Source organism: Glutamicibacter protophormiae (genome assembly GCF_014647495.1).
Lineage (GTDB): Bacteria > Actinomycetota > Actinomycetes > Actinomycetales > Micrococcaceae > Glutamicibacter > Glutamicibacter protophormiae.
Map to the genome: position 1 here is coordinate 238,452 of NZ_BMPH01000004.1, position 19,237 is coordinate 257,688.

Genomic DNA, 19,237 nt, shown 5'->3' on the forward strand with positions numbered 1-19,237 from the left:
ATAGGTTGCTGAAAGCACTGATCAGATTGCCCAAATCCGCTTGTTCCCGAAACGATCGGGGTAGGCGGCCGGCCACGCGACGCTGCGCCACGCCTGCCTTGACTTACTTGGGCCCAAGAATCCGGGTTCACGCCGATGGGAAGACCCGCCAGCATTCCCAGTGTCATTAGGCGTGGGGCAGGCGCCGTCAACCGCTGTTCCGGCACCGTCCACCTGAGAATTTCATGGGGTCGGCCGGCAATCTGGCCCGGCTTGCAGGTATTCCTTAGTAGAGTGAGAGACATGGACACCAGCCCAGCCGATAACCCGACCGAGCAAGTCAAGGCGCGCCTGCACCGCGTTTTCGATTCGCAGATCCCGAATTTCGCCAGCTACAACCTGGTGGCAGGAACCGGTATCGCCGGCTCCGGGGGGCTTAAGGTCATCGGCTATCGGCAGCAGCCGGCCGAACTGGTCCTGGCTCCGGTCAACTCCAGCAATCTCACAGCTTCCGAAGACGCCATCACCATCAACAACACCAACGTCAACCAGCTCGCCCTGCTCAACGACGGCGAATACGAGGTGGCCACGTCCACCGGACGCGTCTTCCGCTTCTCCATCCCGTCGCACCCGAGCATCGACCTGCAGCTCGACGATGCGGTGTCCGTGGCGGCAGTCATCGACCAGGAGGTCGACGCCAAGGACTTCGCGGATTTCATGGACCACTTCATGAACACCATCGAAGGAACCGAGAACTTCGTGTAAACCGCGCACGGAAGCTCACAGACCTCGCGGCGGTTGACTAAACCGGCAATCCACGTGCGACTGCCCGAAAACACCAGACCCCGGAAGCCACCCATTGTTGGCATCCGGGGTCTGGTGCTGTCGGTGCGATGTCAGGAAAGGGCCTCAGCCGCGAAGGCCGTAGAACTCCATGTCCGGCGCCTGCGTGACCAGCCAGGGGCTGAATGCCCAAGGGGTGGCGGTGATCGACCGGCCCAGCTGCAGCGGATCAACCCATTGGAAGTCCATGACTTCGTCGGCCGCCGGCGCCAGGTCCCCGTCGATCACGGCAGTGAACACCGGGCAGATCTCATTTTCCACGATGCCCGAGGCATCGGTCGCCCGGTAGCGGTACTCGGGCAGCACCACAACGAGCTGGGTGATCTTCATGCCCAGCTCGCGCTGCGCGTGGCGGCTGATGGCATCCTCGAAGGACTCTCCCGGCTGCGGGTGCCCGCAGAAGGAATTGGTCCAGACTCCGGGCCAGGTCTTCTTGTCCAGCGATCTGCGGGTGACCAGCACCTGCCCATCGGCGTTAACCACATGGCAGGAGAACGCCTGGTGCAGGGCGGTGTCGGTGGTGTGTACTAGTTCCTTGGGACAGGTGCCGATCGGTTCGCCGGTCTCTGAAAGCAGGATTACGTCCATGCTCCCCACCGTACCCGAGCTGGCGCCGAGACGAAGCCCGGGCTCGCCAGCTGGCCGGGCCGCGGCCGTGCCGCGTACCTCACGCAAGGCTCAGCTCCGCGATGATCAGCATGGTCAGCAGGAATCCGCAGACGTAGTTGATCCACAGGAACCTCTTCCAGGCCTTGTTGACGCCGCCGGAGGTTTGGTCCGTGACACCCAGGTGGGGCAGGACATTGAGCACGTAGGGCAGGGCCAGCACACCGGCCAGCGACGGCAGCCCGTCCAGCGATGCGAACAACAGGATGCCAGCCGTCAGGTACGCCCCGAGCACCAGGTAGAGCGTGGTCCTCGCCGAGCTGACCGTGGCAATGGAACCCAGTCCCGCTTCCCGGTCCGGGATGATGTCCTGGATCGCGCCGAGCGCGTGGCTGGCGATCCCCCACAGCAGGAATGCTGCGAAAACCAGCCACTGGGTGGCGCCCAGGGCGGCGCCGGCCAGCACCCAGCCGTACACCGCCGGCGACACGAAGTGCACGGCACTGGTCACCGAGTCCAAACCCGGACGTTCCTTGAACCGCAGCTTCGGCGCGCTGTAGGCGAGCACCGCGGCCAGCGAGACCAGCAGCACCAGATTCGAGGCGGCCGACCCGGCGAGCGCCAGCACCAGCGCGAAGGGGACGGTGGCCAGCAGGCACCAGCGCAGGACCGCCGTGTGCGATTCCCTGGCCAGCAGGGCTCCCTCCACGCCGCCCTTGCGCGGATTGCGCAGGTCCGATTCGTAGTCGAACACGTCGTTGACCCCGTACATCAGCAGGTTGTAGGGAATCAGGAAAAACAGCGTGCCGATCACGAATTTCCAGTCGATGCCGGCGCCGGCCAGCAGGTAGGCGGCGGCGAAGGGGTAGGCGGTGTTCACCCAGGAGATCGGCCGGGAGGTGAGCAGCAGTTCCTTGATCATGGTGCGCTCCTCGCGATGGTTTCCGGCGTCGTGTCCTGTGCCTGCGGGTCGGCGCCGAGGAGCCACCAGAGCCCGGAGACGAACAGGACCGCGCACACCGGGTAGAAGAAGTCCTCGATCGGTGCCAGCCCGATGCGCACGCCGGTCAGCGTGTGCTGGCCGTAGTCGAACAGCCCGACATAGATCATGAGATTATCGAAGACGGCGGTCAGCACCAGCATGACTCCCACGGCCGCCGCCAGCTGGCCCGCGACTCGGCGCAACGGGATCCGGCGCAGCAGCAGGGCGGCGGCCAGCATCAGCACCGCGGCGGCGGTGAACCAGAGGCTGAGTTCAAGAAACATGTCCGGCTCCGTTCCGCTGGCGGGTGCGGCGCAGCCAGGCGGCGGCGACCGGCCAGCCGGTGAGCACGATCATCGAGGAGTAGCAAAGGAACAACAGGAAAAAGACCTCTTCCAGCGGGAACTGGTCCCCCACCATCAGCCCGGTCATCAGCTCGGAGGGCAGGTGCAGGAAGATGCCGCGCTGGATGGCCAGCACATCCCAGAGGACGAAGAAGCCGGTGCCCGCCGCCAGGCAGGCCACCGCGCGCACCGGGTGGCGGAAGATGAACAGTTTGCCCCGGGCATCACACAGCAGCATGCAGCCCAGCAGCGCAACCAAAACGAGCAGGTAGATCATCGGGCCGTCCTTTGCCGGTGCTGGAACTGCGCCGGGTCCAGGGCTCCGGGGGCGGTAATGCCCTCGATGGCCTTGGCCGCCAGCTCCCCGCTGATCAGGCACATCGGCACCCCGACGCCGGGGCGGACGGTGCTGCCCGCATAGTAGAGGCCGTCGACGGTGGTGCTGCGGTTGCCCGGGCGGAACATGGCGCTTTGGCCCAGGGTGTGCGCCAGGCCCAGGGCGCCGCCGCGGAACGCCCCGTACTGCTCGGCGAAATCAGCGGGGCCGATGCTCTGCCGCACGATGATCCGCTCGCGCAGGTCCGGGATCTTCGCCCAGCGCGAGAGCTGGTCGATGGCGGCGTCGGCGATCTTTTCCACGGCCGGGTCTCCCTGCCCGTCGGGCCCGCCGGCTCCCCAGGCCGCGGCGGCCGGGGCGGGGACCAGGATGAACACGTTTTCGCACCCCTCCGGGGCGACGTCGGGATCGGTGGCGCTGGGTTTGCACACGTAGATGCTGGTCTGATCGCGCAGCGGCCGGCCCCGGCGGATGCGGGCGAAATTGTCGTCCCAGTCCTGAGTGAACAGCAGGTTGTGGTGCTCCAGCTGCGGCAGGGTCCCGGTGATGCCCAGGCAGACAAGCACGGCGCTGGGGCCCGGGTCCAGGGATTCGAACTTCTTCGCAGTGTGGGTGTGCAGGTGCACCGGCAGCAGCGCGCCGTCCAGGTGGCGCGCGTCGGCGGCGCCGATCACCGCGTCGGCGGGGGTTTGCCGCGCCCGGCCCTGGGCATCGACCCAGCGCACGGCGCGCACCGCCGGCTTGCTTGCGCGGCCGGTGCCGCCCGGTTCCTGCCGGTGGCCGGTGTCGATGCCGGTGGCCGTGGCGCCCAGCTGGATGCTGGCCCCGTGGCTGCGGGCCAGATCCGCCATGGCGTCGGCCACGGCGGCGAATCCGCCCAAGGGGTATTGCACCCCCTGGGTGAGGTCGAGGTGGCTCATCAGCTGGTAGAGGGCCGGGGTGCGCCGCGGGCTGGAGCCCAGGAACACCGCAGGGTAGCCCAGGATCTGGCGGGCCGGCGTGGCGGCGAAGCGCCGCGCGATGTGCCGGTGCAGGTTCCCGGCCAGCAGCGGCAGCAGCCGCGGCAGGTGCTTGAGGATCTCCGGGCGCAACAGGGATTTGGGGTCGCGGAAGTCGTCGTAGAGGAAGTGCTCCAGCGCCAGGGTGTAGCCGGTGGCGGCGTGCTCCAGGTAGGAATCCAGCCGGTCGCCGCTGCCCTGCTCCAGTTTCTCGAACAGCTCGCGCACCTCCGCACCGGTGCCCACGTCCACCGGTTCGGCGGCGTGTTCGAAGAAGGTGCGGTAGCCCACCGGCAGCCGGCGCAGCCGCAGCTGCTCGGCCACGCTGGTCCCCATCAGCGCGAACCAGTGCTCGAATACCTCGGGCATCAGGTACCAGGACGGTCCGGTGTCGAAGCGGAAGCCCTCGCGTTCCAGCCGCCCGGAGCGCCCGCCCACGTGGTCGTGGCGGTCGATTACGGTGACCCGGTGGCCGCGCGCAGCGAGCAGGCCGGCGCTGGCCAGGCCGGAGAACCCGGCGCCGATCACCACGATGTCCTGGCGTTCGGGGAGGTCTTGGCGTTCAGTCATGTGCTGGCGTTCAGGCTGCATGTGGTCCCCCGTTCAGCGGCAGGCGCGCCGCGTCAGGTCCGTGCACGGCCTGTCCGGGATCGGGATCGGGGCCGGGTCCGCGGCGGCGGTGGCTCGTGGCCAGCACGCGGGCGGCGATCAGCGCCTTGCGCGGCGCGGAGACGGAGATGCGCCGGGTGAGCAGCTGATCGGCCGGGGCCTTGTCCAGCTGGCGGTTCAGCCGGGCGAACAGGTCGTGGGCCATGCGCACGGCGCGGGCCGCGGCCGGGGCCAGGTAGGGCATTCCGGCGCGGGCGTGGGCCAGGTCCGCCTCGATGTCCTGCACGAGGTTCCGCTTGTGTTCCTCGGTGAAGTGCTCCAGATCCGTGCCGGGGAAGTACACCCGGTCCAGCTGCCCGCTGTCGGTGGCCACATCGCGCAGGAAGTTCACCTTCTGGAAGGCTGCGCCCAGGCTGCGCGCGGCGCGTTCCACCAGCTGCGCCTGCGCAGGCGTTTGAGCCGGGGCTCCGGGCATGGTGCGGAAGACCTGCAGGCACATCAGCCCCACCACCTCGGCGGAGCCGTAGATGTACTCGCGCAGGCTCTGCTCGTTGTGCCGGTGCACGCTCAAGTCAGCGCGCATGGAAGCGAAGAACGGGTCGGTCAGCTCGGTGGTGATGCGGGTTTCGCGAGCGGTGAGCGCGAAGGCGTGCACCACCAGGTTGGTGCTGTAGCCGCGCTGCAGCGCCAGGGCGGTCTGCTGCTGCAGTTCATCCAGGCAGTCGCCGACCGCCTGCGGGTTCAGGCCGGCCTGGCTGGCCACCCCGTCCACGACCTCGTCGGCCAGCCGGACCAGGGCGTAGATGTTGGCGATGTGCGCGGCGCTGGCGGCATCCAGCATCCGGCAGGCCAGCGAGAAGGAGGTGGAATACTCCCCCAGCACCAGCCGGGCGCTGCGCGCCGCGGTGCGGGAGTAGGTCTGCAGGGCGGTGGGATGGGCGGGGGCCATGCTCACCAGCTCCTTTCAAGGATCAGCCGGGTGCAGTGGTGCAGCCGGGACTGGGCGTCTTCGGGCAGGCGGAGGAAGGCCGCCGAACGGGTGGCGGAGGTGCACAGCTGGCGGGCCAGCTCGCGGGCGAAGGTCTCGGCGTCCTGCTGGGCCATCGCCTGGCGCACCTGGTGCGCGGAAACCCTGCCGGCGCGGAATTCCTGCAGCAGGGCGGCGAACTGGGGGTCCTCGGCGGCCAGCGAAAGCAGGATGGTGCTCTTGAATTCGCGCAGGTCCGAGTCGGCCGGCTTGCCGGTGTCCTGCGGGTTGCCGAAGGTTCCCAGCACGTCGTCGATCACCTGGTAGGCCACACCCAGCTTGGAGCCGATGGTTCCGAGCAGCTGCGCCTGCAGCGCATCGGCGCCGGCCAGCAGGGCTCCGGCCTGCAGCGGCAGCTGGAAGGAGTAGGCGGCGGTCTTCAATTCCTCCATGTGCAGCACGTCCGCCGTGGTCGCCGGGTGCGGATTGAGCGAGAAGAGCAGGTCTTCCAGCTCGCCGGCACCGGCCTGCTCGATGGCCTGGAAGAAGCAGGCCTCGACCTGTTCCTCGTTGTCCAGCCCGGCCGCGGCCCGGCCGGCCACCTTGATGGCTTCGGACAGCAGCAGGTCCCCGGCGATCAGCGCGGCGCTGTTGCCCGCGTGCTCCGCGTCGGCGCGGCTGCGCCCGAAGCCCGCCGCCTCGTCGCGGTAGAGGGCGGAGATGGTGGGGGCCCCGCGGCGCAGGAAGTCGCGGTCGATGATGTCATCGTGGATGATCAGCGCATTGTGCAGCAGCTCGAAGGCGCAGGCCAGATCCAGCGCCTGGCGGCGGTGGCGCCCGCCGAAGGCCTCGTAGCCGAGCATCACCAGCCCGGGCCGGGCCAGCTTCCCGGTGGCCAGCCGCTCGCCCAGCTGGGCCCAGAGCTTCGCGCCATGCCGTGAGTAGTTGGCGGTGCGCTGGCGGGCGGAGTCGGTCAGGCGCTCCAGGTGCCGGGAGATCTCCTGCAGCGTCGCGTCATCGGCGAAGGCGACGCTGCGCTGCACCGGTTCGGTGTCGGTGCGGTTTGCATGTGTGGTCATGGTGTCCCTACTTCACTGGTTTATCGGTCTGCTCCGGGGCCGGCCCGGACGCGTCCGCGGAGGGTGCTGCGAGTTCCTCGCTGGCCTGGCGCAGCAGCTCGGCAGCCTTGGCGCGGCCGGGGCCGTCGAGCTGTTCACAGAGTTCATGCAGGTAGCGCATCAGTGCCAGTCCCGGACCGGTACAGTGCGGATAGTTGGCCCCGGGCCCCACCACGGTGCGGCGGCGGTCCCCGTCGTGGGCATGGCGGGAAACAAACCCGCGTGACTCGAGCCGGTCCAGGACGGTGGTGGATCCGGCCGAGGACAGGCCGAGGTAATGGCTCAGGATCCCGGGACTGACCGGATCCATCGTCCGCAGCAGGTTCAGGGCGCGCAGGTCCGAGTCGTTGAGCTCGAGTTGGGCGCGGTAGCGGTTCTGGGCCAGGTCGTAGGACAGGCACAGGTGTTGGACAAGGCGGAAGATGTCTCCGGTCGAGACCGGCCCGCCGGGCGGAACATGGGAATTCTCTGGCATAGTATCTCGTTTGGTTGATATTTAGCCTATCTAGATACATCATGGCTTAAGTACTCGGATTTGTCGACTCTTCCCGGAAAGTTTTTCAGCAAACACCCAAGGAGACCGATCATGCAGCAGTCCCTGGCCGTCCCCCGCGGCCCAGTCCTCCCCGCCCAGGTAGGCACCCTTCTGGCCATTGCGCTGGCCGTCTACGGTTCGTTCCTTGGCAGCGGGGCCGCCGGCGGCACCCCCATCCAGGATGCCGCCGGCGGATATCTCAGCGCCGACGCCACCTTGCTGGCCCCGGCCGGCCCCGCCTTCTCCATCTGGTCGCTGGTTTATCTGGGCTTGGCCGTCTTCGCGGTCTACCAGCTCACCGCCCCGGGCGCGCGGTCCGAAACCCTGCGTCGACTGCGCGGCCCGGCGTCGCTGTCGGCATTGCTGAACGCGGCCTGGATCCTCACCGCGCAGCAAGGCTGGCTCGTCGTCAGCGTTGCGGTCATCTTCATCCTGCTGGCCTCGCTGGTCTGGGTGGTGGTGCTGCTGCGCACCTACGGCAGCGCGACACGAGTCGAGCACTGGATCCTGTGGACCACCTTCGGCGTCTATCTGGGCTGGGTCTGCGTGGCCAGCCTGGCGAACACCGCGGCGTGGCTCGCCTCGCTGGGTGTCGGCGCCGATGCCGCATGGCCCGGCATCGCCACGGTGGCGCTGCTGGTGGCGGCCGCCGCCATCGGCGTGGCGCTGACCGGCTACACGCGCGGCCAGCTGGCTCCCGCGGCGGCCATCGTCTGGGGCCTGGCCTGGATCGGCGTCAGCCGGCTGACCGGAACCAATGAATCAGCACTCATCGTCAGTGCGGCGCTGGCCATCGCCGGCCTGCTGCTGCTGACCGCGCTTGGCCTCGCGCTGCGCGCCCGCAAGGAACGGAGCATCACATGAAATTGATTGCCGTCACCGGAGCCACCGGCTACATCGGCGGGCGGCTGGTTCCGCTGCTGCTGCGCCGCGGCCACCGCGTCAGGGTGCTGGCCCGCGACGCCCAACGGCTGCGCGACGTGCCGTGGCGGGACCAGGTCGAGGTTGTCGAAGGCAGCCTGCAAGATGAGCAGGCGGTGGCCGAATTCTGCCGCGGCGCCCATACCGTCTACTACCTGGTGCACTCCATGTCCGGCACCCGGAACTTCATGTCCGAGGAGGAACACTGCGCGAAGATCATGGTCCAGTGCGCTGCCGCGGAATCCGTGGCCCAGCTGGTCTACCTCTCCGGACTGCATCCGGAAGGCGAGTTGAGCGAACACCTGGCCTCGCGGGTGCGGGTGGGCGAGGTGCTCCAGCCCGGGACACCGGATCCCGACGGGCTGCATACCCTGATCCTGCAGGCAGGGCTGGTCATCGGGTCCGGCTCGGCCAGCTTCGAGATGATCAGGCACCTGAGCGACGTGCTTCCGGTGATGCCCGCGCCGCGCTGGGTGAAGAACCGGGTGCAGCCGATCGCGGTGCGCGACACCCTGCACTACCTGGCCGCCTGCGCCGAGCTGGAGGCCCCGGTCAACGCCACCTACGACATCGGCGGGCCGCGCGCCTACAGCTACGCGGACCTCATGCGCACCTACGCCAGGGTGGCGGGGCTGCGCGAGCCGAGGATCTGGGCGCTGCCGGTGCTCACCCCGCAGCTGGCCTCGCACTGGGTCAATCTGGTGACCCCGCTGCCGCACACGCTGGCCACCGCCCTGGTCGGCTCGCTGCAGCACGACTGCGTGATGGGTTCGCACCGCATCGACGAGCTGATCGCCGCCCCGGACGGCGGGCTCACCGATTATCCGGACGCGGTGCGGCTGGCCCTGGAGAAGATCGCCGCGGATTCGGTGGAGACCAGCTGGGCCACCGCGCACCCGGTCTCGGCCCCGGCCGAGCCGTTGCCCTCGGACCCGCACTGGGCCGGACGCAAGATCTACATCGACCAGCGGAGCATGGAAACCCGGGCCGGGGCGGAGGAGCTCTACCAGGTCATCGGGCGCATCGGCGGGGAGTCAGGCTACTTCGTGCTGCCGAGCCTGTGGCGGATCCGCGGGCTGATGGACAAGCTCAGCGGCGGGGTGGGGCTGCTGCGCGGGCGCCGCTCGCGCAGCACCCTGGCCCTGGGCGACGTGGTCGACTGGTGGCGCGTGGAAGCGCTGGAACCCAACGAGCTGCTGCGGCTGCGCGCGGAAATGCGGGTTCCCGGCCAGGCCTGGCTTGAATTCCGCCTGACCCAGCGCCCCGGCGACCAAGTCCAGGTCACCCAGCGGGCGATCTTCGTGCCCCGCGGACTGGCCGGCCGGGCCTATTGGTGGTCGGTGAGCCCGTTCCACACGTTCATCTTCTCCGGCATGCTCAAGAGCATCGTGCAGCAGGCGGAGGGGTCCAGCACCTAGTCGCCGGTTTTTCCAGACTTCTCGTCCGGGCCTTCGAGAGCAGTTTGCGCCCTGCTCATGCTGTCTTCCATGGCATCGGAGGTCCGGGCGAGGAACCTGATGATCACCTCGCGCTCCGCGTCGGTGAATTCCCGGGCCACCTCGAAGCGCTGCGCGTGGTGGCGGCCCACCTGCTCGCGGGCCATCAGGTGCGTCGGATCGGTGACCTCGATGCACCAGGAACGCCGGTCGGTGGGATGCGGACGCCGGGCGACGTGCTCCCCGTCGATCAGCCGGTCGATCATCTTGGTGACCGAGGCGCTGGAAATGCCCAGATAACGGGCGAGCTGGCCCGGGGTGACCACGGTGCCGGCGTGCTTCGCGGAAATCAGCATGCGCAGGGCGCGCATGTCGGTCTCGTTCAGCTTCATGAAGCTTTGTGAATTGCGCATGATCTGGCGTTCCAGCCGGCGCATGCGGCCCATCTCGGCCATGATGCGGTCAATCTGGCCCAGGGCCTCAGGGCTCATGCCTTCGCGCTTGATCAGATTCTGGTCCGGGTCGGATTCCGCCAAACCATACATCGTAGGCAGCTTTCGCTCCTTCACCGTTCCCCCTATCCGAGCCGCGCGCCGTGCGGCTTTCCGCTCAACGGCGCGCCACCGGCGTTACTTCGATACTAAGCCCTCAAGGACACCGGGCGCGCAGAAGGCCGCGGTGAAAAGCGAAAACCCCGCGACCGCAATCGGTTCGCAGGGTTTCCATTGGTGCGAGTAGAGAGACTTGAACTCTCACGTCCGAAGACACTGGAACCTAAATCCAGCGCGTCTACCAATTCCGCCATACTCGCTCGCGCTACACCGGAAAGCGGATTTCCGAATGACGACCTCATTTAGTGTAGCGGAAGTGGCAGTCGATAAGAAATCGACCCGCACCGGGCGTTACTTGGGATCAATCCCCAAGTCACGGCGGAGCTTTGCGACGTGTCCGGTCGCCCGTACGTTGTACTGGGCGAGCTGCACCTTGCCCTCCTCGTCGACCACGATGGTCGAGCGGATCAGGCCCTCATAGACGCGGCCGTAGTTCTTCTTCTCGCCCCAGGCGCCATAGGCTTCGGCGACCGCATGGTCCTCGTCGGAGAGCAGCGGGAAGTTCAGCTCTTCCTTGGCCACGAACTTTTCCAGCTTGGCAACACCATCCGGCGAGACGCCCAGAACCTGGTAGCCGAGTCCGGTGAGGGATTCGATGGAATCGCGGAAGTCGCAGGCCTGCTTGGTGCAGCCCGGGGTGGAGGCGGCCGGGTAGAAGTACACGATAGTTTTCTTGCCCAGGTAGTCAGACAGCGACACGGCATTGCCGTTCGAGTCGTTGAGGGTGAAGCTCGGGGCCTGATCTCCAACGGAGAGTCGTTCGGTTTGCGCTGCTGCAGTGCTCATCGGTGAAACCTCGTTTCGTAGCTATACAAAAAATCCGGCCTGACGAATCAGGCCGGATCTACCGTGCGCCCTCCGGGACTCGAACCCGGAACCTAATGATTAAGAGTCATTTGCTCTACCAATTGAGCTAAAGGCGCTAACTTCACTCTGACTAGTTATCTTTCGAACCGGTCTTTGCGACGTAGATAATCATACGCAGAACTCGGCAAAAATCAAAAATCGCCAACAGCGGCCCGAGAACGCATCAAAAGATCAGGTCAAAGCGAAAATGCCGGAATCCCGCCACGCCTGCCTGCGCACAAAAGGGCAAATTCCTTGCGCGTGCGTTGGGCCACATGCGGCCGCCGGACGGGCCCTCCCGTCCGGCGGACGCATGGCGTCAACCTACTGTTTTGCGGCGCGGCGGCGCAGCCACAAGGCGAGGCCTCCGACGGCCGTGAGCACGAGCGCGCCCAGGGCTGTGAAGATCACCGATGCACCGGTGTCCGCCAGCGAGTTCTCCTGGGGCTTTGCCTCCGGGTCCGGGTCGCCGGCATGTGGCGACTGCCCCGCCTCGGATTCCGGCGCAGGTTTCGGACCAGGGGCGCCCGACTCCTCCGGGGCCTCCGGCTTCGGGGAACCCTGCTCCAGGCCCGGGGTGTCGGCTCCGTCCTCATCCATTCCGCTGCCGTGCCCGTCCTCGGGATTCTCCGGCTGCTCCGGCGCCGCGGTGCCCTGAACGACGACCACGCGTGATGCGATCGCCTGGTTGCCGTTGGCATCCTGCACGGTATAGGTCAGGGCGTAGCTGCCCGGCGTGGCCGTGTCGACCGCGCCGATGACCTCGATCCGCCCGGTCACATCCCCGTCCGTGTTGTCCGCGGCGCTCACCTGGTCCATGGGGTCGAAGGCGTCGCCGACCGTGAGCTTGGTGCTGTCCGGCACCTTCAGCTCCGGGGCGGAGGTGTCGGTTCCGGCGGCATTCGCGGTGAACACACCCATCTGCCGCACCTGGCCCGGGGCCAGCTCCTGGTCGGTCTGCGCATCGACGCTGGTGACGTACCAGGAATAGACCTCGCCTTCGGTCAGCCCGGCCCATTCGACCGAGGCCGGCCAGCCCGAGCGGGCGGTCGCCTCGCCGATCACCTCATCGGTGGGGGCCAGCGACATCACCGCGTCGGTGGTGAAGCTGGTCTGGCGCGACTGCAATTGGATCGGCAGGCGCAGTTCGTCCTCGGTGCCGTTGTAGCGTGTTTCATCGTCGAACTCGGTCGCCCCGAAGTCCTGGAGCAGCGGCGAGTAGGTGTCGATGGCCAGCTCCGAGCGGTCGACGTCGAACTGCAGCATGCGCAGGTAGCTTGCGCCGAAACGCAGCATGTCCTGCGGGCTGCGCCCGTCGATCCCGGCCAGCCCGAGCTGTTCGGCGCCGACCTCGTAGAACTGGTAGTCGGCGAGCAGCTCGACCACGTTGTTCTGCGCTTGGCCCACGTCCTTTCGCACCTGGATGCTCACCCCGTGCTCATGCCCCGACAGCACCAGGAAGATGTTGCTGTTCTTCTCCAGGATCCCCTCGGAGATCCGCTTGCCGTCGTGCGAGTAGGCGGCCCCGCGTCCGTCGGCATTGATGCTCGGCTTGTTGTACGCGTGGGTCATCAGCATGGCGTTGCGGTCCGGGTACTGCGCGAGCACCTCGTTGGCCCAGGCGATTTCCTCCTCGGTCACATCGAACCCGAGGTACAGGGCGATGAAGTCCAGGCCGCCCGCGCTGAACAGGTCGTAGTGGTTCTCATTGTCCTCCGGAGCCCAGGACTGGTAGCTCGCCTGGGCCTGCTTCCATCCCTGGCTGCCTTCCAGCGCCTCGTAGCGTTCGGGGCCGAAATACTGGTTGTAGAGGTTCTCCGGGCCGGTGTCCTTGCCCGAGCGGTTGTCATGGTTTCCGGGCAGCACCCCGTTGGGGATCCCGGTGTCGTCGAGGATGCGCTGGGCCGAGGAGCTGAATTCGAACTCGCGCTCGGCGATCCGGCGCTGGGCGTCCTCGTCCGCGTAACTCTCCTTGTGCCAGTTCTCCACGATGTCGCCGGTGTGGGTCACGTATTCGATCTTCCGCTGCTCGGCGTTCTCGGCGATCCATCGCGGGATCGCGGTATACGCTTCGGCCCAGACCTTTTGCTGCTCCTCGGAGAATTCCTGCTCCACCGCGCCCTCGGTCAGGTATTGGGTGTCGGTGAAATGCACCATGGAGAAGTCGTAGTCCTGCGGGTCCTCGAAGGCCCCGCGGACCGGCTCGTCCAGGTCGTCGGCGAACGGGTCGTGCCCGGTGACCAGGAGCTGCGCCTTGCCGTCGGCCACGTGCCCGGCCGAGATCGCGCCATCCAGGGTCAGCAGCCCGTCCCTGACGCCGCGGCCGCTGGCCACCAGGTCCCAGGCGGACTTTTCATGGTTCCAGACGCGCACCTGGGCTTCGCGCTGCGGATCAAGCTGGCCGCTCCAGCGCACGCTCTGCTCCGCGCCCTGCGCGTCGGCATCCACGGTGAAACGCTGGTAGGGAATCCGGCCCTCGCCGGTGGCTTGGCTGTCGAAGAACGATCCGTCGCCCGGCAGCATCTGCCCGCCGGTTTCCTGCGGCGCGGCTTTGGCATCGCCGGCGAAGTCCAGGGTGTCCGGCAGCTGGTCGATGACGCCGGAGGCGCCGCCCCGGGAAATACTGGTGGCGCCGGCGTGGAATGTCGAGCGCACGTCCCCGCCGTCCGGGTTGGTGGCGTTGGCCGACAACGTGACGGAGCCCTTGCCCTGCCCGGTCTGCGTGCCGTTGCCCTCGGGAATGCTGCCCGAGGTGAATTCGATCCGCTGCGAAATGGGCCGGCCGAAGACGTCGGTTCCGGCGGCTTCGATCCCATGCTTGCCCGCGGCCAGCCCGTCGATCGCGTCCCCGGGCTGAATCGGCGTTCCATCCAGCAGGTACTCCAGGTTTGCGCCGATGAGGTCGGGCACGTTCCACGCCACCTGGAATTCCGTGGCCTTGGTGATTTCCGTCCCGGGCGCCGGGGTGCTCGACTCGATGTCCGCGGACAGTTCGTTGACGTGGCCGAGCGCTTCCTTGTTCAGCGAGGCGATGTGCGGGGCCGCGAGCGGCTGGCTGTAGATGCGCACGGCGGCGATCTTGGACTTGCCATGGAACTGCACGTTGCCGTTGGAGGAGTCGGCGCCCAGCACGAAGTTGTGCGCCTCGGGCTTCGGCGGCCAGGTCACGGTGCCGCTGCTGGCTTCCTGGGTGGCGGCAAGCTTTCCGTTCAGGTACAGCTTGATCTGCTTGCCGTCGAAGACTCCGGCGGCGTGATACCAGCGGCCGCTGTCGATGGTGGCAGTGGCCGAACGGTAGGCGCCGGTATGCAGCATGAAGGAGAGCTTGTCTCCGACCAGGCTCATCGAGAAGCCGCCAGCTTCCTTGTTGGAGCAGAGGTTCTTTTCACCCGTCGCCGCAGTGTCGCCGTCGTAGCGGAAGACGCATTCAAGCGTCATGCCCTGGGACAGGTTCTGGTATTGGTCGCCCAACGGGTAGGCCAGCGCATCGTTCAGACCATCGAAGGCGGCGACCTGCTTGCGCATCGCCCCGTCCTGGGCGATGACCGGTTCGTCATGGACCGCGGCCTTCACCCCGCGGGACCGGTCGATGGTGGAACCATCTGTGAAGTCGATGTCCATCACGTCGGCGCTGGGTGCTTCGGGCATGGCGTGGAATTCTTCGCTCAATGCCAGCGCCTGCGCGGCCGGCATGGCTTCGCTGTAGAGCCGGGCCTGGCCCAGCACGACATCGGCGAAGGCTTCGCTCTTTCCCACGGCGCTGTCGGCTCCGAGAACCATGTTCTGCGCCCGCGGATCAACTGCCGTCATGACACCGCTGGCTGGTGCTTCGGAGACCAACTCGCCGTCGACGTAAAGCTTGATGCTCTTGCCATCGAAGGCACCCACCACGTGGTACCACTGGTCGGTACGCAACGAGGTGGAGACCCGCTTGTAGGACCCGTCCACGTGCAGCATGAAGTCGAGCTTGCTGTTCTTGGCAGTCAGCGCGAAGCCGCCCCCCTGCTTGTTTCCGCAGAAGGTCACCTCCTTGGCAGGAAGTTCACCGTCGAATTTAACTGAGCATTCCACGGAAAACGAGTCAGCCAGTTGCGCGTAGTCTGCCTCGCCCAACGGATAGGCATAGGCGTCATCCTTGCCATCGAAGTTGGCGCTGACTCGCCCGTTCTGATCATCGGTCTGCAGCGCTGGCTCGCCGAAGGTACTGAGCACACGCCCCTGGGCGCTATCTTCCGCGGACTTCGTGGAGAAGTCGACATTGAGCAGGTCCGCCGTCACCGTACTCGGCGCAGCCCACGCGGCGGGGGCAAGTCCCACTCCCGTGGTCAGCACGCTTGCGCCTACGAGCAGCGATACGAGAGTCGTTGATTGAGTTTTCATGATCCTTATTTCTTTGCAAGGTACAGGCTTGGTCCTTGGCAAAGCTATGGGACCCATCAGAACAAATGGTGTTAATTCACAAACCCTAAGTGACTTAACGATTAACTCTTAGACGTCGAGGCTGATCCTCGCCCATATTCCACTAGTGAGAAGGCGTTGCATATTTCTGCCTGTGCACTCATGGGGGTGAATATCACACTCAGGTGTTACTTTCGCGGGGGTTGTCTGCGCAGACGGCGGCATGTCAGGAGGGATGGGCAGCGCTGGGCGGCGAGGCGCTGTGCGCCAGGGGAAACACAAAAGGCCAGACCGAAGCCTGACCTTGTTTTTGTGCGCCCTCCGGGACTCGAACCCGGAACCTAATGATTAAGAGTCATTTGCTCTACCAATTGAGCTAAAGGCGCATATTAATTTGTGTAAACAATGACTCCGCAACGAAGAAATTGTTCGTGCGCCCCCCGGGACTTGAACCCGGAACCTAATGATTAAGAGTCATTTGCTCTGCCAATTGAGCTAGAGGCGCCCGCTGCGATGTTCTAGAAGCTTTTCGGCTTCGCGCTTTCGCAACGAGATAAAACTCTACCAGCTTTTGAGCTTCGCGCAAATCGAGAACACGCTTTTCGGCGGTGAGCTGCATTACACGAGATGACTAGGGGTTACTACCCAAGAAGCGGTGGACTTTGTAGAGTGAATTCATGACTACCCAACGTACGGTTTCCTTTCCTACCCAAGAGCTGCTTGACGCCGTGGGAGAACTACCCGCGAATTTGAAACCCGTCATTTGGGATCTCGAATCAGACCCGGATTCCCCGCTGGAAGACATCGACATCGCGATCTTCCCCTATATGGCAGATCCGGAATTCCTGAAGAATGTCCGCAAGGCCGAGAATGTCTCCATAGTGCAGACACAAACCACCGGCTACGACGGAATGGTCGACATGATCGGAGACCGCGCGACAATCAATACCGCATCGGGCGTGCACGCCGCCGCGACCGCGGAGATCGCACTGGGCCTGGCCCTCGCTTCGCTGCGCGGTTTCCCCACCTCGGTCCGCGACCAGGACCAGGGCCGGTGGAATCCGCTGCGCTGGCCGGGCTTGGCCGACCGGACCGTCGGCCTCGTCGGTGTCGGAGGCATTGGCGAGGAAATCCGCAAGCGCCTGGATCCTTTCGAGGTCAACCTGCTGCGTTTCGGATCCACCGCGCGCACCGACGAGCACGGCGAGGTCTACAGCACCGGGCAGCTGGCAGACTACGCGGGGCAGATTGAGGTGCTGATCCTCATTGTTCCGCTCAACGACTCCACCCACCATCTGGTGGACGCCGAGCTCCTGGCCAAGCTGCCGGACGGCGCGACCATCGTCAACGTCGCCCGCGGCCCCGTGGTGGACACCGACGCGCTGGTCGCCGAAGTCGCCAGCGGCCGTCTGAACGTCGCCTCGGACGTCTTCGACCCGGAGCCGTTGCCGGCTGACCACCCACTGTGGAAATGCCCCAACGCGTTGATCACCCCGCACAACGGCGGCAACACCGAGGCATTCTTCCCGCGCATGGTGAAGCTGCTGAAGCGCCAGCTGCAAGCCTGGTCCCAGGGCCGGGATGGCGAGAATCTGGTGCACCGCCCCTAGCCACGAGCAATTGCTAACATTTTGATCTCATTGGCGGCATCCCCGGCAGGTTCAGCGGATGCCGCCGGTTCGTTGCGCTATCTTTGATAGATATCCCTGAGCGTCCCGCAGTATTTGCGTCCACGCAAAATGCCGATGCGGCGCGCGCCGGGGAGCCTTGCCTGCCAGATTAGGAAGTTGAGCCGCACCGTGCCCGAAAAGCCGCAAAACCTCGTCTCGCGACGCGCATTGCTGACCGGCACACTGGCGGGCACGGCCCTGGCCCTCACCGCCTGCACCACGTCGCCGAACAGCTTCGCGACAGCTTCGCCGACGGCGGCGCAGACCGCTTCCGAGGTCCCGCGCACCCTGCGCCTGGCGGCCCCCGCTCCCCCGGCCGGACTCGATCCGGCGATTACCGGCGACAACGAATCCTTCCGCGTCTCCCGGCAGATCTACGAAACGCTGGTGTCCATCGACGCCAACACCGGCAGCCCGATTGCCGGCCTGGCCGAATCATGGACCCAGTCCCAGGACGGGCTCACCTATACCTTCACCCTGCGCCAGGGGGTGCTCTTCCACGACGGCAACGAGCTGGACGCCGAAGCGGTGGTCGCGAACTTCACCCGCTGGGCCGCCCTGCCGCCCGCGCTGTCCGACTACTCCAGCCAGGGCTTCACCGACGTCTTCCACCATGTGGAAGACGTTCCCAAGCTCCCCTCCGAGAAGGACCTCCAGCTCCAGGCCGACGACGACCGCCAGCCCACCGAACGCGATCTGGCTGCGCAGCAGCAGCGCCTGGAACAGCTCGCCGCGCTGAAGCCGGTCTTCGAGCAGAACCTGTTCACCGGCAAGTCCTCCGCCGGCAGCGCCAGCTACTTCGGCTCGGTCAAGGCCACCAGCAAGTACCTGGTCACGCTGACGCTGCGCCGCCGCCTGCCCATGCTGATCGACGCGTTGTCGCTGCCCGGCATGGCCATCGCCGCGCCGTCCACGCTGACCGGCGGACCCCAGTCGAACCCCGCCAAGTCCTTGCTGTCCGCGCCAATGGGCACCGGACCCTACCGCTTCGTCTCCCACAAGGACCAGACCGTGCGGCTGGAGCTGTTCAAGGACTACTGGAACCGCAGCCGGCTGGAAGCCAACAGCCGACACCCCCAGGTGGTGCTCCTCTCCTCCGTGCCATCCCCCTATAACCGCGAAAACGCCATGAGCGCGGATGAGATCGACGGTTTCGACCTGGTATCCGTCGATATCATGCGCGACCTGGTGCGCAGCGCCAAGCTGGTGGTGCAGCGCGATCCCTTCTCCGTGCTCTACCTGGGCATGGACCTGCGCAACAAATGGCTGGCCAAGCGGGAGTTCCGCCAGGCCATCGCGCACGCGGTGGACAGCGGTCAGCTGGCGGGCAAGCTGTTCATCCAGGGCACCAAGTCCGCGGCGAGCATCATCCCGCCGGCGCTGTCGGTGCCCGAGCCCGAAGCCCGCTACAACCACGACGAGAACGCCGCCACCAAGCTGCTGGAACAGGTCGGCTACCAGGGCGAGGAGATCGAGTTCGCCTACCCGCTGCGCGTCTCGCGCAACTACCTGCCGCTGCCCGAACGCGTTTTCGCCCAGCTGGCCGAGGACTTGGCCAAGGTCGGCATCCGGGTCCGCCCCCGCCCCATCCCGTGGACCGAAGGATACGTGGACACCGTGCGTTCCAACCGGTTCACCGGCCTGCACCTGCTGGGCTACTCCGGTGGCTATCGCAGCGAGGACGATTTTCTATCGGGCATCCTGTCCAACAAGGCCGCTGAGTTCGGCTACAGCTCGGCGTTACTTGACTCACAAATCCTGGCCGCCCGTTCGCTGGATCCGGGCGAGGCGCGCACCGCCGCCTACGCCGCGATCCTGCAGACGCTGAACTACGATTTGCCCCTACTGCCGCTGGTATTCCCCATTTCGGCACTGGCTTTCAACCCCAATGTGGCCTTCTACCCGTCCTCGCCGATGCTCAACGAGTGCTATGCCGACATCCAGATGAACAATTCACCGGCTATCTCAAGTTAGCCACCACTGGCCCGTCCGAGCCAGTTAAGGATTTCTAACCGACGGGGGTAAAGGTCTACTCTG

The 19,237-nt window shown here is 66.1% G+C and carries 16 protein-coding genes and 4 tRNA genes; 5 read left to right on the forward strand and 15 right to left on the reverse strand.

The window, feature by feature from the left end:
• Positions 1 to 282: 282 nt before the first annotated feature.
• Positions 283 to 744, forward strand: coding sequence for a hypothetical protein (locus IEY43_RS07160; protein WP_188947919.1), 462 nt, complete (start codon positions 283 to 285; stop codon positions 742 to 744).
• Positions 745 to 888: 144 nt separating this feature from the next.
• Here the strand turns inward: IEY43_RS07160 and idi are convergent, their stop codons facing one another.
• The 8 genes from idi to IEY43_RS07200 form a co-directional block, all read right to left on the reverse strand.
• On the reverse strand, positions 889 to 1,410 hold the full coding sequence (idi, locus tag IEY43_RS07165; protein WP_188947920.1) for an isopentenyl-diphosphate Delta-isomerase: 522 nt from the start codon (positions 1,408 to 1,410) through the stop codon (positions 889 to 891).
• Positions 1,411 to 1,489: 79 nt separating this feature from the next.
• Positions 1,490 to 2,350, reverse strand: coding sequence for a prenyltransferase (locus IEY43_RS07170; RefSeq protein ID WP_188947921.1), 861 nt, complete (start codon positions 2,348 to 2,350; stop codon positions 1,490 to 1,492).
• Positions 2,347 to 2,694 carry a lycopene cyclase domain-containing protein gene (locus IEY43_RS07175; RefSeq protein WP_188947922.1) on the reverse strand — a complete coding sequence of 116 codons (348 nt, stop codon included), beginning with the start codon at positions 2,692 to 2,694 and terminating at the stop codon, positions 2,347 to 2,349. The genes IEY43_RS07170 and IEY43_RS07175 overlap by 4 nt, the downstream gene beginning before the upstream one ends.
• The gene (locus tag IEY43_RS07180; protein ID WP_188947923.1) at positions 2,684 to 3,031 is read right to left on the reverse strand and encodes a lycopene cyclase domain-containing protein; all 348 of its coding nucleotides are present in this window, start codon (positions 3,029 to 3,031) and stop codon (positions 2,684 to 2,686) included. The genes IEY43_RS07175 and IEY43_RS07180 overlap by 11 nt, the downstream gene beginning before the upstream one ends.
• Positions 3,028 to 4,659 (reverse strand): phytoene desaturase family protein, encoded by a 1,632-nt coding sequence (gene crtI, locus IEY43_RS07185; RefSeq protein ID WP_188947924.1) that lies wholly within the window; start codon positions 4,657 to 4,659, stop codon positions 3,028 to 3,030. Before crtI ends, IEY43_RS07180 begins: the two co-directional genes overlap by 4 nt.
• Positions 4,660 to 4,669: 10 nt before the next feature.
• Positions 4,670 to 5,647, reverse strand: a complete 978-nt coding sequence (locus tag IEY43_RS07190; RefSeq protein WP_188947925.1) for a phytoene/squalene synthase family protein — start codon at positions 5,645 to 5,647, stop codon at positions 4,670 to 4,672.
• Between the two features lie 2 nt (positions 5,648 to 5,649).
• The gene (locus tag IEY43_RS07195; protein ID WP_188947926.1) at positions 5,650 to 6,744 is read right to left on the reverse strand and encodes a polyprenyl synthetase family protein; all 1,095 of its coding nucleotides are present in this window, start codon (positions 6,742 to 6,744) and stop codon (positions 5,650 to 5,652) included.
• Positions 6,745 to 6,751: 7 nt separating this feature from the next.
• Entirely contained in the window at positions 6,752 to 7,258 is a 507-nt protein-coding gene (locus IEY43_RS07200; RefSeq protein WP_188947927.1) for a MarR family winged helix-turn-helix transcriptional regulator, read from the reverse strand.
• A gap of 111 nt (positions 7,259 to 7,369) precedes the next feature.
• On the opposite strand from IEY43_RS07200, the gene IEY43_RS07205 reads away from it, so the two are divergent.
• The gene (locus IEY43_RS07205; protein WP_188947928.1) at positions 7,370 to 8,182 is read left to right on the forward strand and encodes a TspO-related membrane protein; all 813 of its coding nucleotides are present in this window, start codon (positions 7,370 to 7,372) and stop codon (positions 8,180 to 8,182) included.
• Positions 8,179 to 9,657 carry an SDR family oxidoreductase gene (locus IEY43_RS07210; RefSeq protein WP_188947929.1) on the forward strand — a complete coding sequence of 493 codons (1,479 nt, stop codon included), beginning with the start codon at positions 8,179 to 8,181 and terminating at the stop codon, positions 9,655 to 9,657. Before IEY43_RS07205 ends, IEY43_RS07210 begins: the two co-directional genes overlap by 4 nt.
• On the opposite strand, the gene IEY43_RS07215 is transcribed toward IEY43_RS07210, so the two are convergent.
• From IEY43_RS07215 to IEY43_RS07245, 7 genes are all read right to left on the reverse strand, one after another.
• Complete coding sequence (locus tag IEY43_RS07215) at positions 9,654 to 10,220, reverse strand: MarR family winged helix-turn-helix transcriptional regulator (RefSeq protein ID WP_229777308.1); 567 nt, start codon at positions 10,218 to 10,220, stop codon at positions 9,654 to 9,656. The genes IEY43_RS07210 and IEY43_RS07215 overlap by 4 nt on opposite strands.
• A 181-nt stretch (positions 10,221 to 10,401) precedes the next feature.
• Positions 10,402 to 10,486: transfer RNA gene (locus tag IEY43_RS07220), tRNA-Leu, on the reverse strand.
• Between the two features lie 91 nt (positions 10,487 to 10,577).
• Complete coding sequence (gene bcp, locus IEY43_RS07225) at positions 10,578 to 11,072, reverse strand: thioredoxin-dependent thiol peroxidase (RefSeq protein WP_188947931.1); 495 nt, start codon at positions 11,070 to 11,072, stop codon at positions 10,578 to 10,580.
• A 64-nt stretch (positions 11,073 to 11,136) separates the two neighbouring features.
• Positions 11,137 to 11,209: transfer RNA gene (locus IEY43_RS07230), tRNA-Lys, on the reverse strand.
• Between the two features lie 247 nt (positions 11,210 to 11,456).
• Entirely contained in the window at positions 11,457 to 15,512 is a 4,056-nt protein-coding gene (locus tag IEY43_RS07235; RefSeq protein ID WP_188947932.1) for a LamG-like jellyroll fold domain-containing protein, read from the reverse strand.
• A gap of 331 nt (positions 15,513 to 15,843) precedes the next feature.
• Positions 15,844 to 15,916, reverse strand: a tRNA-Lys gene (locus IEY43_RS07240).
• Positions 15,917 to 15,962: 46 nt separating this feature from the next.
• Positions 15,963 to 16,035: transfer RNA gene (locus tag IEY43_RS07245), tRNA-Lys, on the reverse strand.
• Positions 16,036 to 16,207: 172 nt separating this feature from the next.
• Between IEY43_RS07245 and IEY43_RS07250 the strand changes: the two genes are divergently transcribed.
• Together IEY43_RS07250 and IEY43_RS07255 are read left to right on the forward strand one after the other, a co-directional pair.
• Positions 16,208 to 17,140: a 2-hydroxyacid dehydrogenase gene (locus tag IEY43_RS07250; protein ID WP_188947933.1), complete on the forward strand. Its 933-nt coding sequence runs from the start codon at positions 16,208 to 16,210 to the stop codon at positions 17,138 to 17,140.
• A 177-nt stretch (positions 17,141 to 17,317) separates the two neighbouring features.
• The gene (locus IEY43_RS07255) at positions 17,318 to 19,174 is read left to right on the forward strand and encodes an ABC transporter substrate-binding protein (protein WP_188947934.1); all 1,857 of its coding nucleotides are present in this window, start codon (positions 17,318 to 17,320) and stop codon (positions 19,172 to 19,174) included.
• Positions 19,175 to 19,237: the final 63 nt, after the last annotated feature.

Excerpts from the sequence above, each read along its gene's own strand:
- IEY43_RS07160 (WP_188947919.1), top strand. The coding sequence starts at position 283 with ATGGACACCAGCCCAGCCGATAACCCGACCGAGCAAGTCAAGGCGCGC.
- idi (WP_188947920.1), bottom strand. The coding sequence starts at position 1,410 with ATGGACGTAATCCTGCTTTCAGAGACCGGCGAACCGATCGGCACCTGT.
- IEY43_RS07170 (WP_188947921.1), bottom strand. The coding sequence starts at position 2,350 with ATGATCAAGGAACTGCTGCTCACCTCCCGGCCGATCTCCTGGGTGAAC.
- IEY43_RS07175 (WP_188947922.1), bottom strand. The coding sequence starts at position 2,694 with ATGTTTCTTGAACTCAGCCTCTGGTTCACCGCCGCCGCGGTGCTGATG.
- IEY43_RS07180 (WP_188947923.1), bottom strand. The coding sequence starts at position 3,031 with ATGATCTACCTGCTCGTTTTGGTTGCGCTGCTGGGCTGCATGCTGCTG.
- crtI (WP_188947924.1), bottom strand. The coding sequence starts at position 4,659 with ATGACTGAACGCCAAGACCTCCCCGAACGCCAGGACATCGTGGTGATC.
- IEY43_RS07190 (WP_188947925.1), bottom strand. The coding sequence starts at position 5,647 with ATGGCCCCCGCCCATCCCACCGCCCTGCAGACCTACTCCCGCACCGCG.
- IEY43_RS07195 (WP_188947926.1), bottom strand. The coding sequence starts at position 6,744 with ATGACCACACATGCAAACCGCACCGACACCGAACCGGTGCAGCGCAGC.
- IEY43_RS07200 (WP_188947927.1), bottom strand. The coding sequence starts at position 7,258 with ATGCCAGAGAATTCCCATGTTCCGCCCGGCGGGCCGGTCTCGACCGGA.
- IEY43_RS07205 (WP_188947928.1), top strand. The coding sequence starts at position 7,370 with ATGCAGCAGTCCCTGGCCGTCCCCCGCGGCCCAGTCCTCCCCGCCCAG.
- IEY43_RS07210 (WP_188947929.1), top strand. The coding sequence starts at position 8,179 with ATGAAATTGATTGCCGTCACCGGAGCCACCGGCTACATCGGCGGGCGG.
- IEY43_RS07215 (WP_229777308.1), bottom strand. The coding sequence starts at position 10,220 with ATGTATGGTTTGGCGGAATCCGACCCGGACCAGAATCTGATCAAGCGC.
- bcp (WP_188947931.1), bottom strand. The coding sequence starts at position 11,072 with ATGAGCACTGCAGCAGCGCAAACCGAACGACTCTCCGTTGGAGATCAG.
- IEY43_RS07235 (WP_188947932.1), bottom strand. The coding sequence starts at position 15,512 with ATGAAAACTCAATCAACGACTCTCGTATCGCTGCTCGTAGGCGCAAGC.
- IEY43_RS07250 (WP_188947933.1), top strand. The coding sequence starts at position 16,208 with ATGACTACCCAACGTACGGTTTCCTTTCCTACCCAAGAGCTGCTTGAC.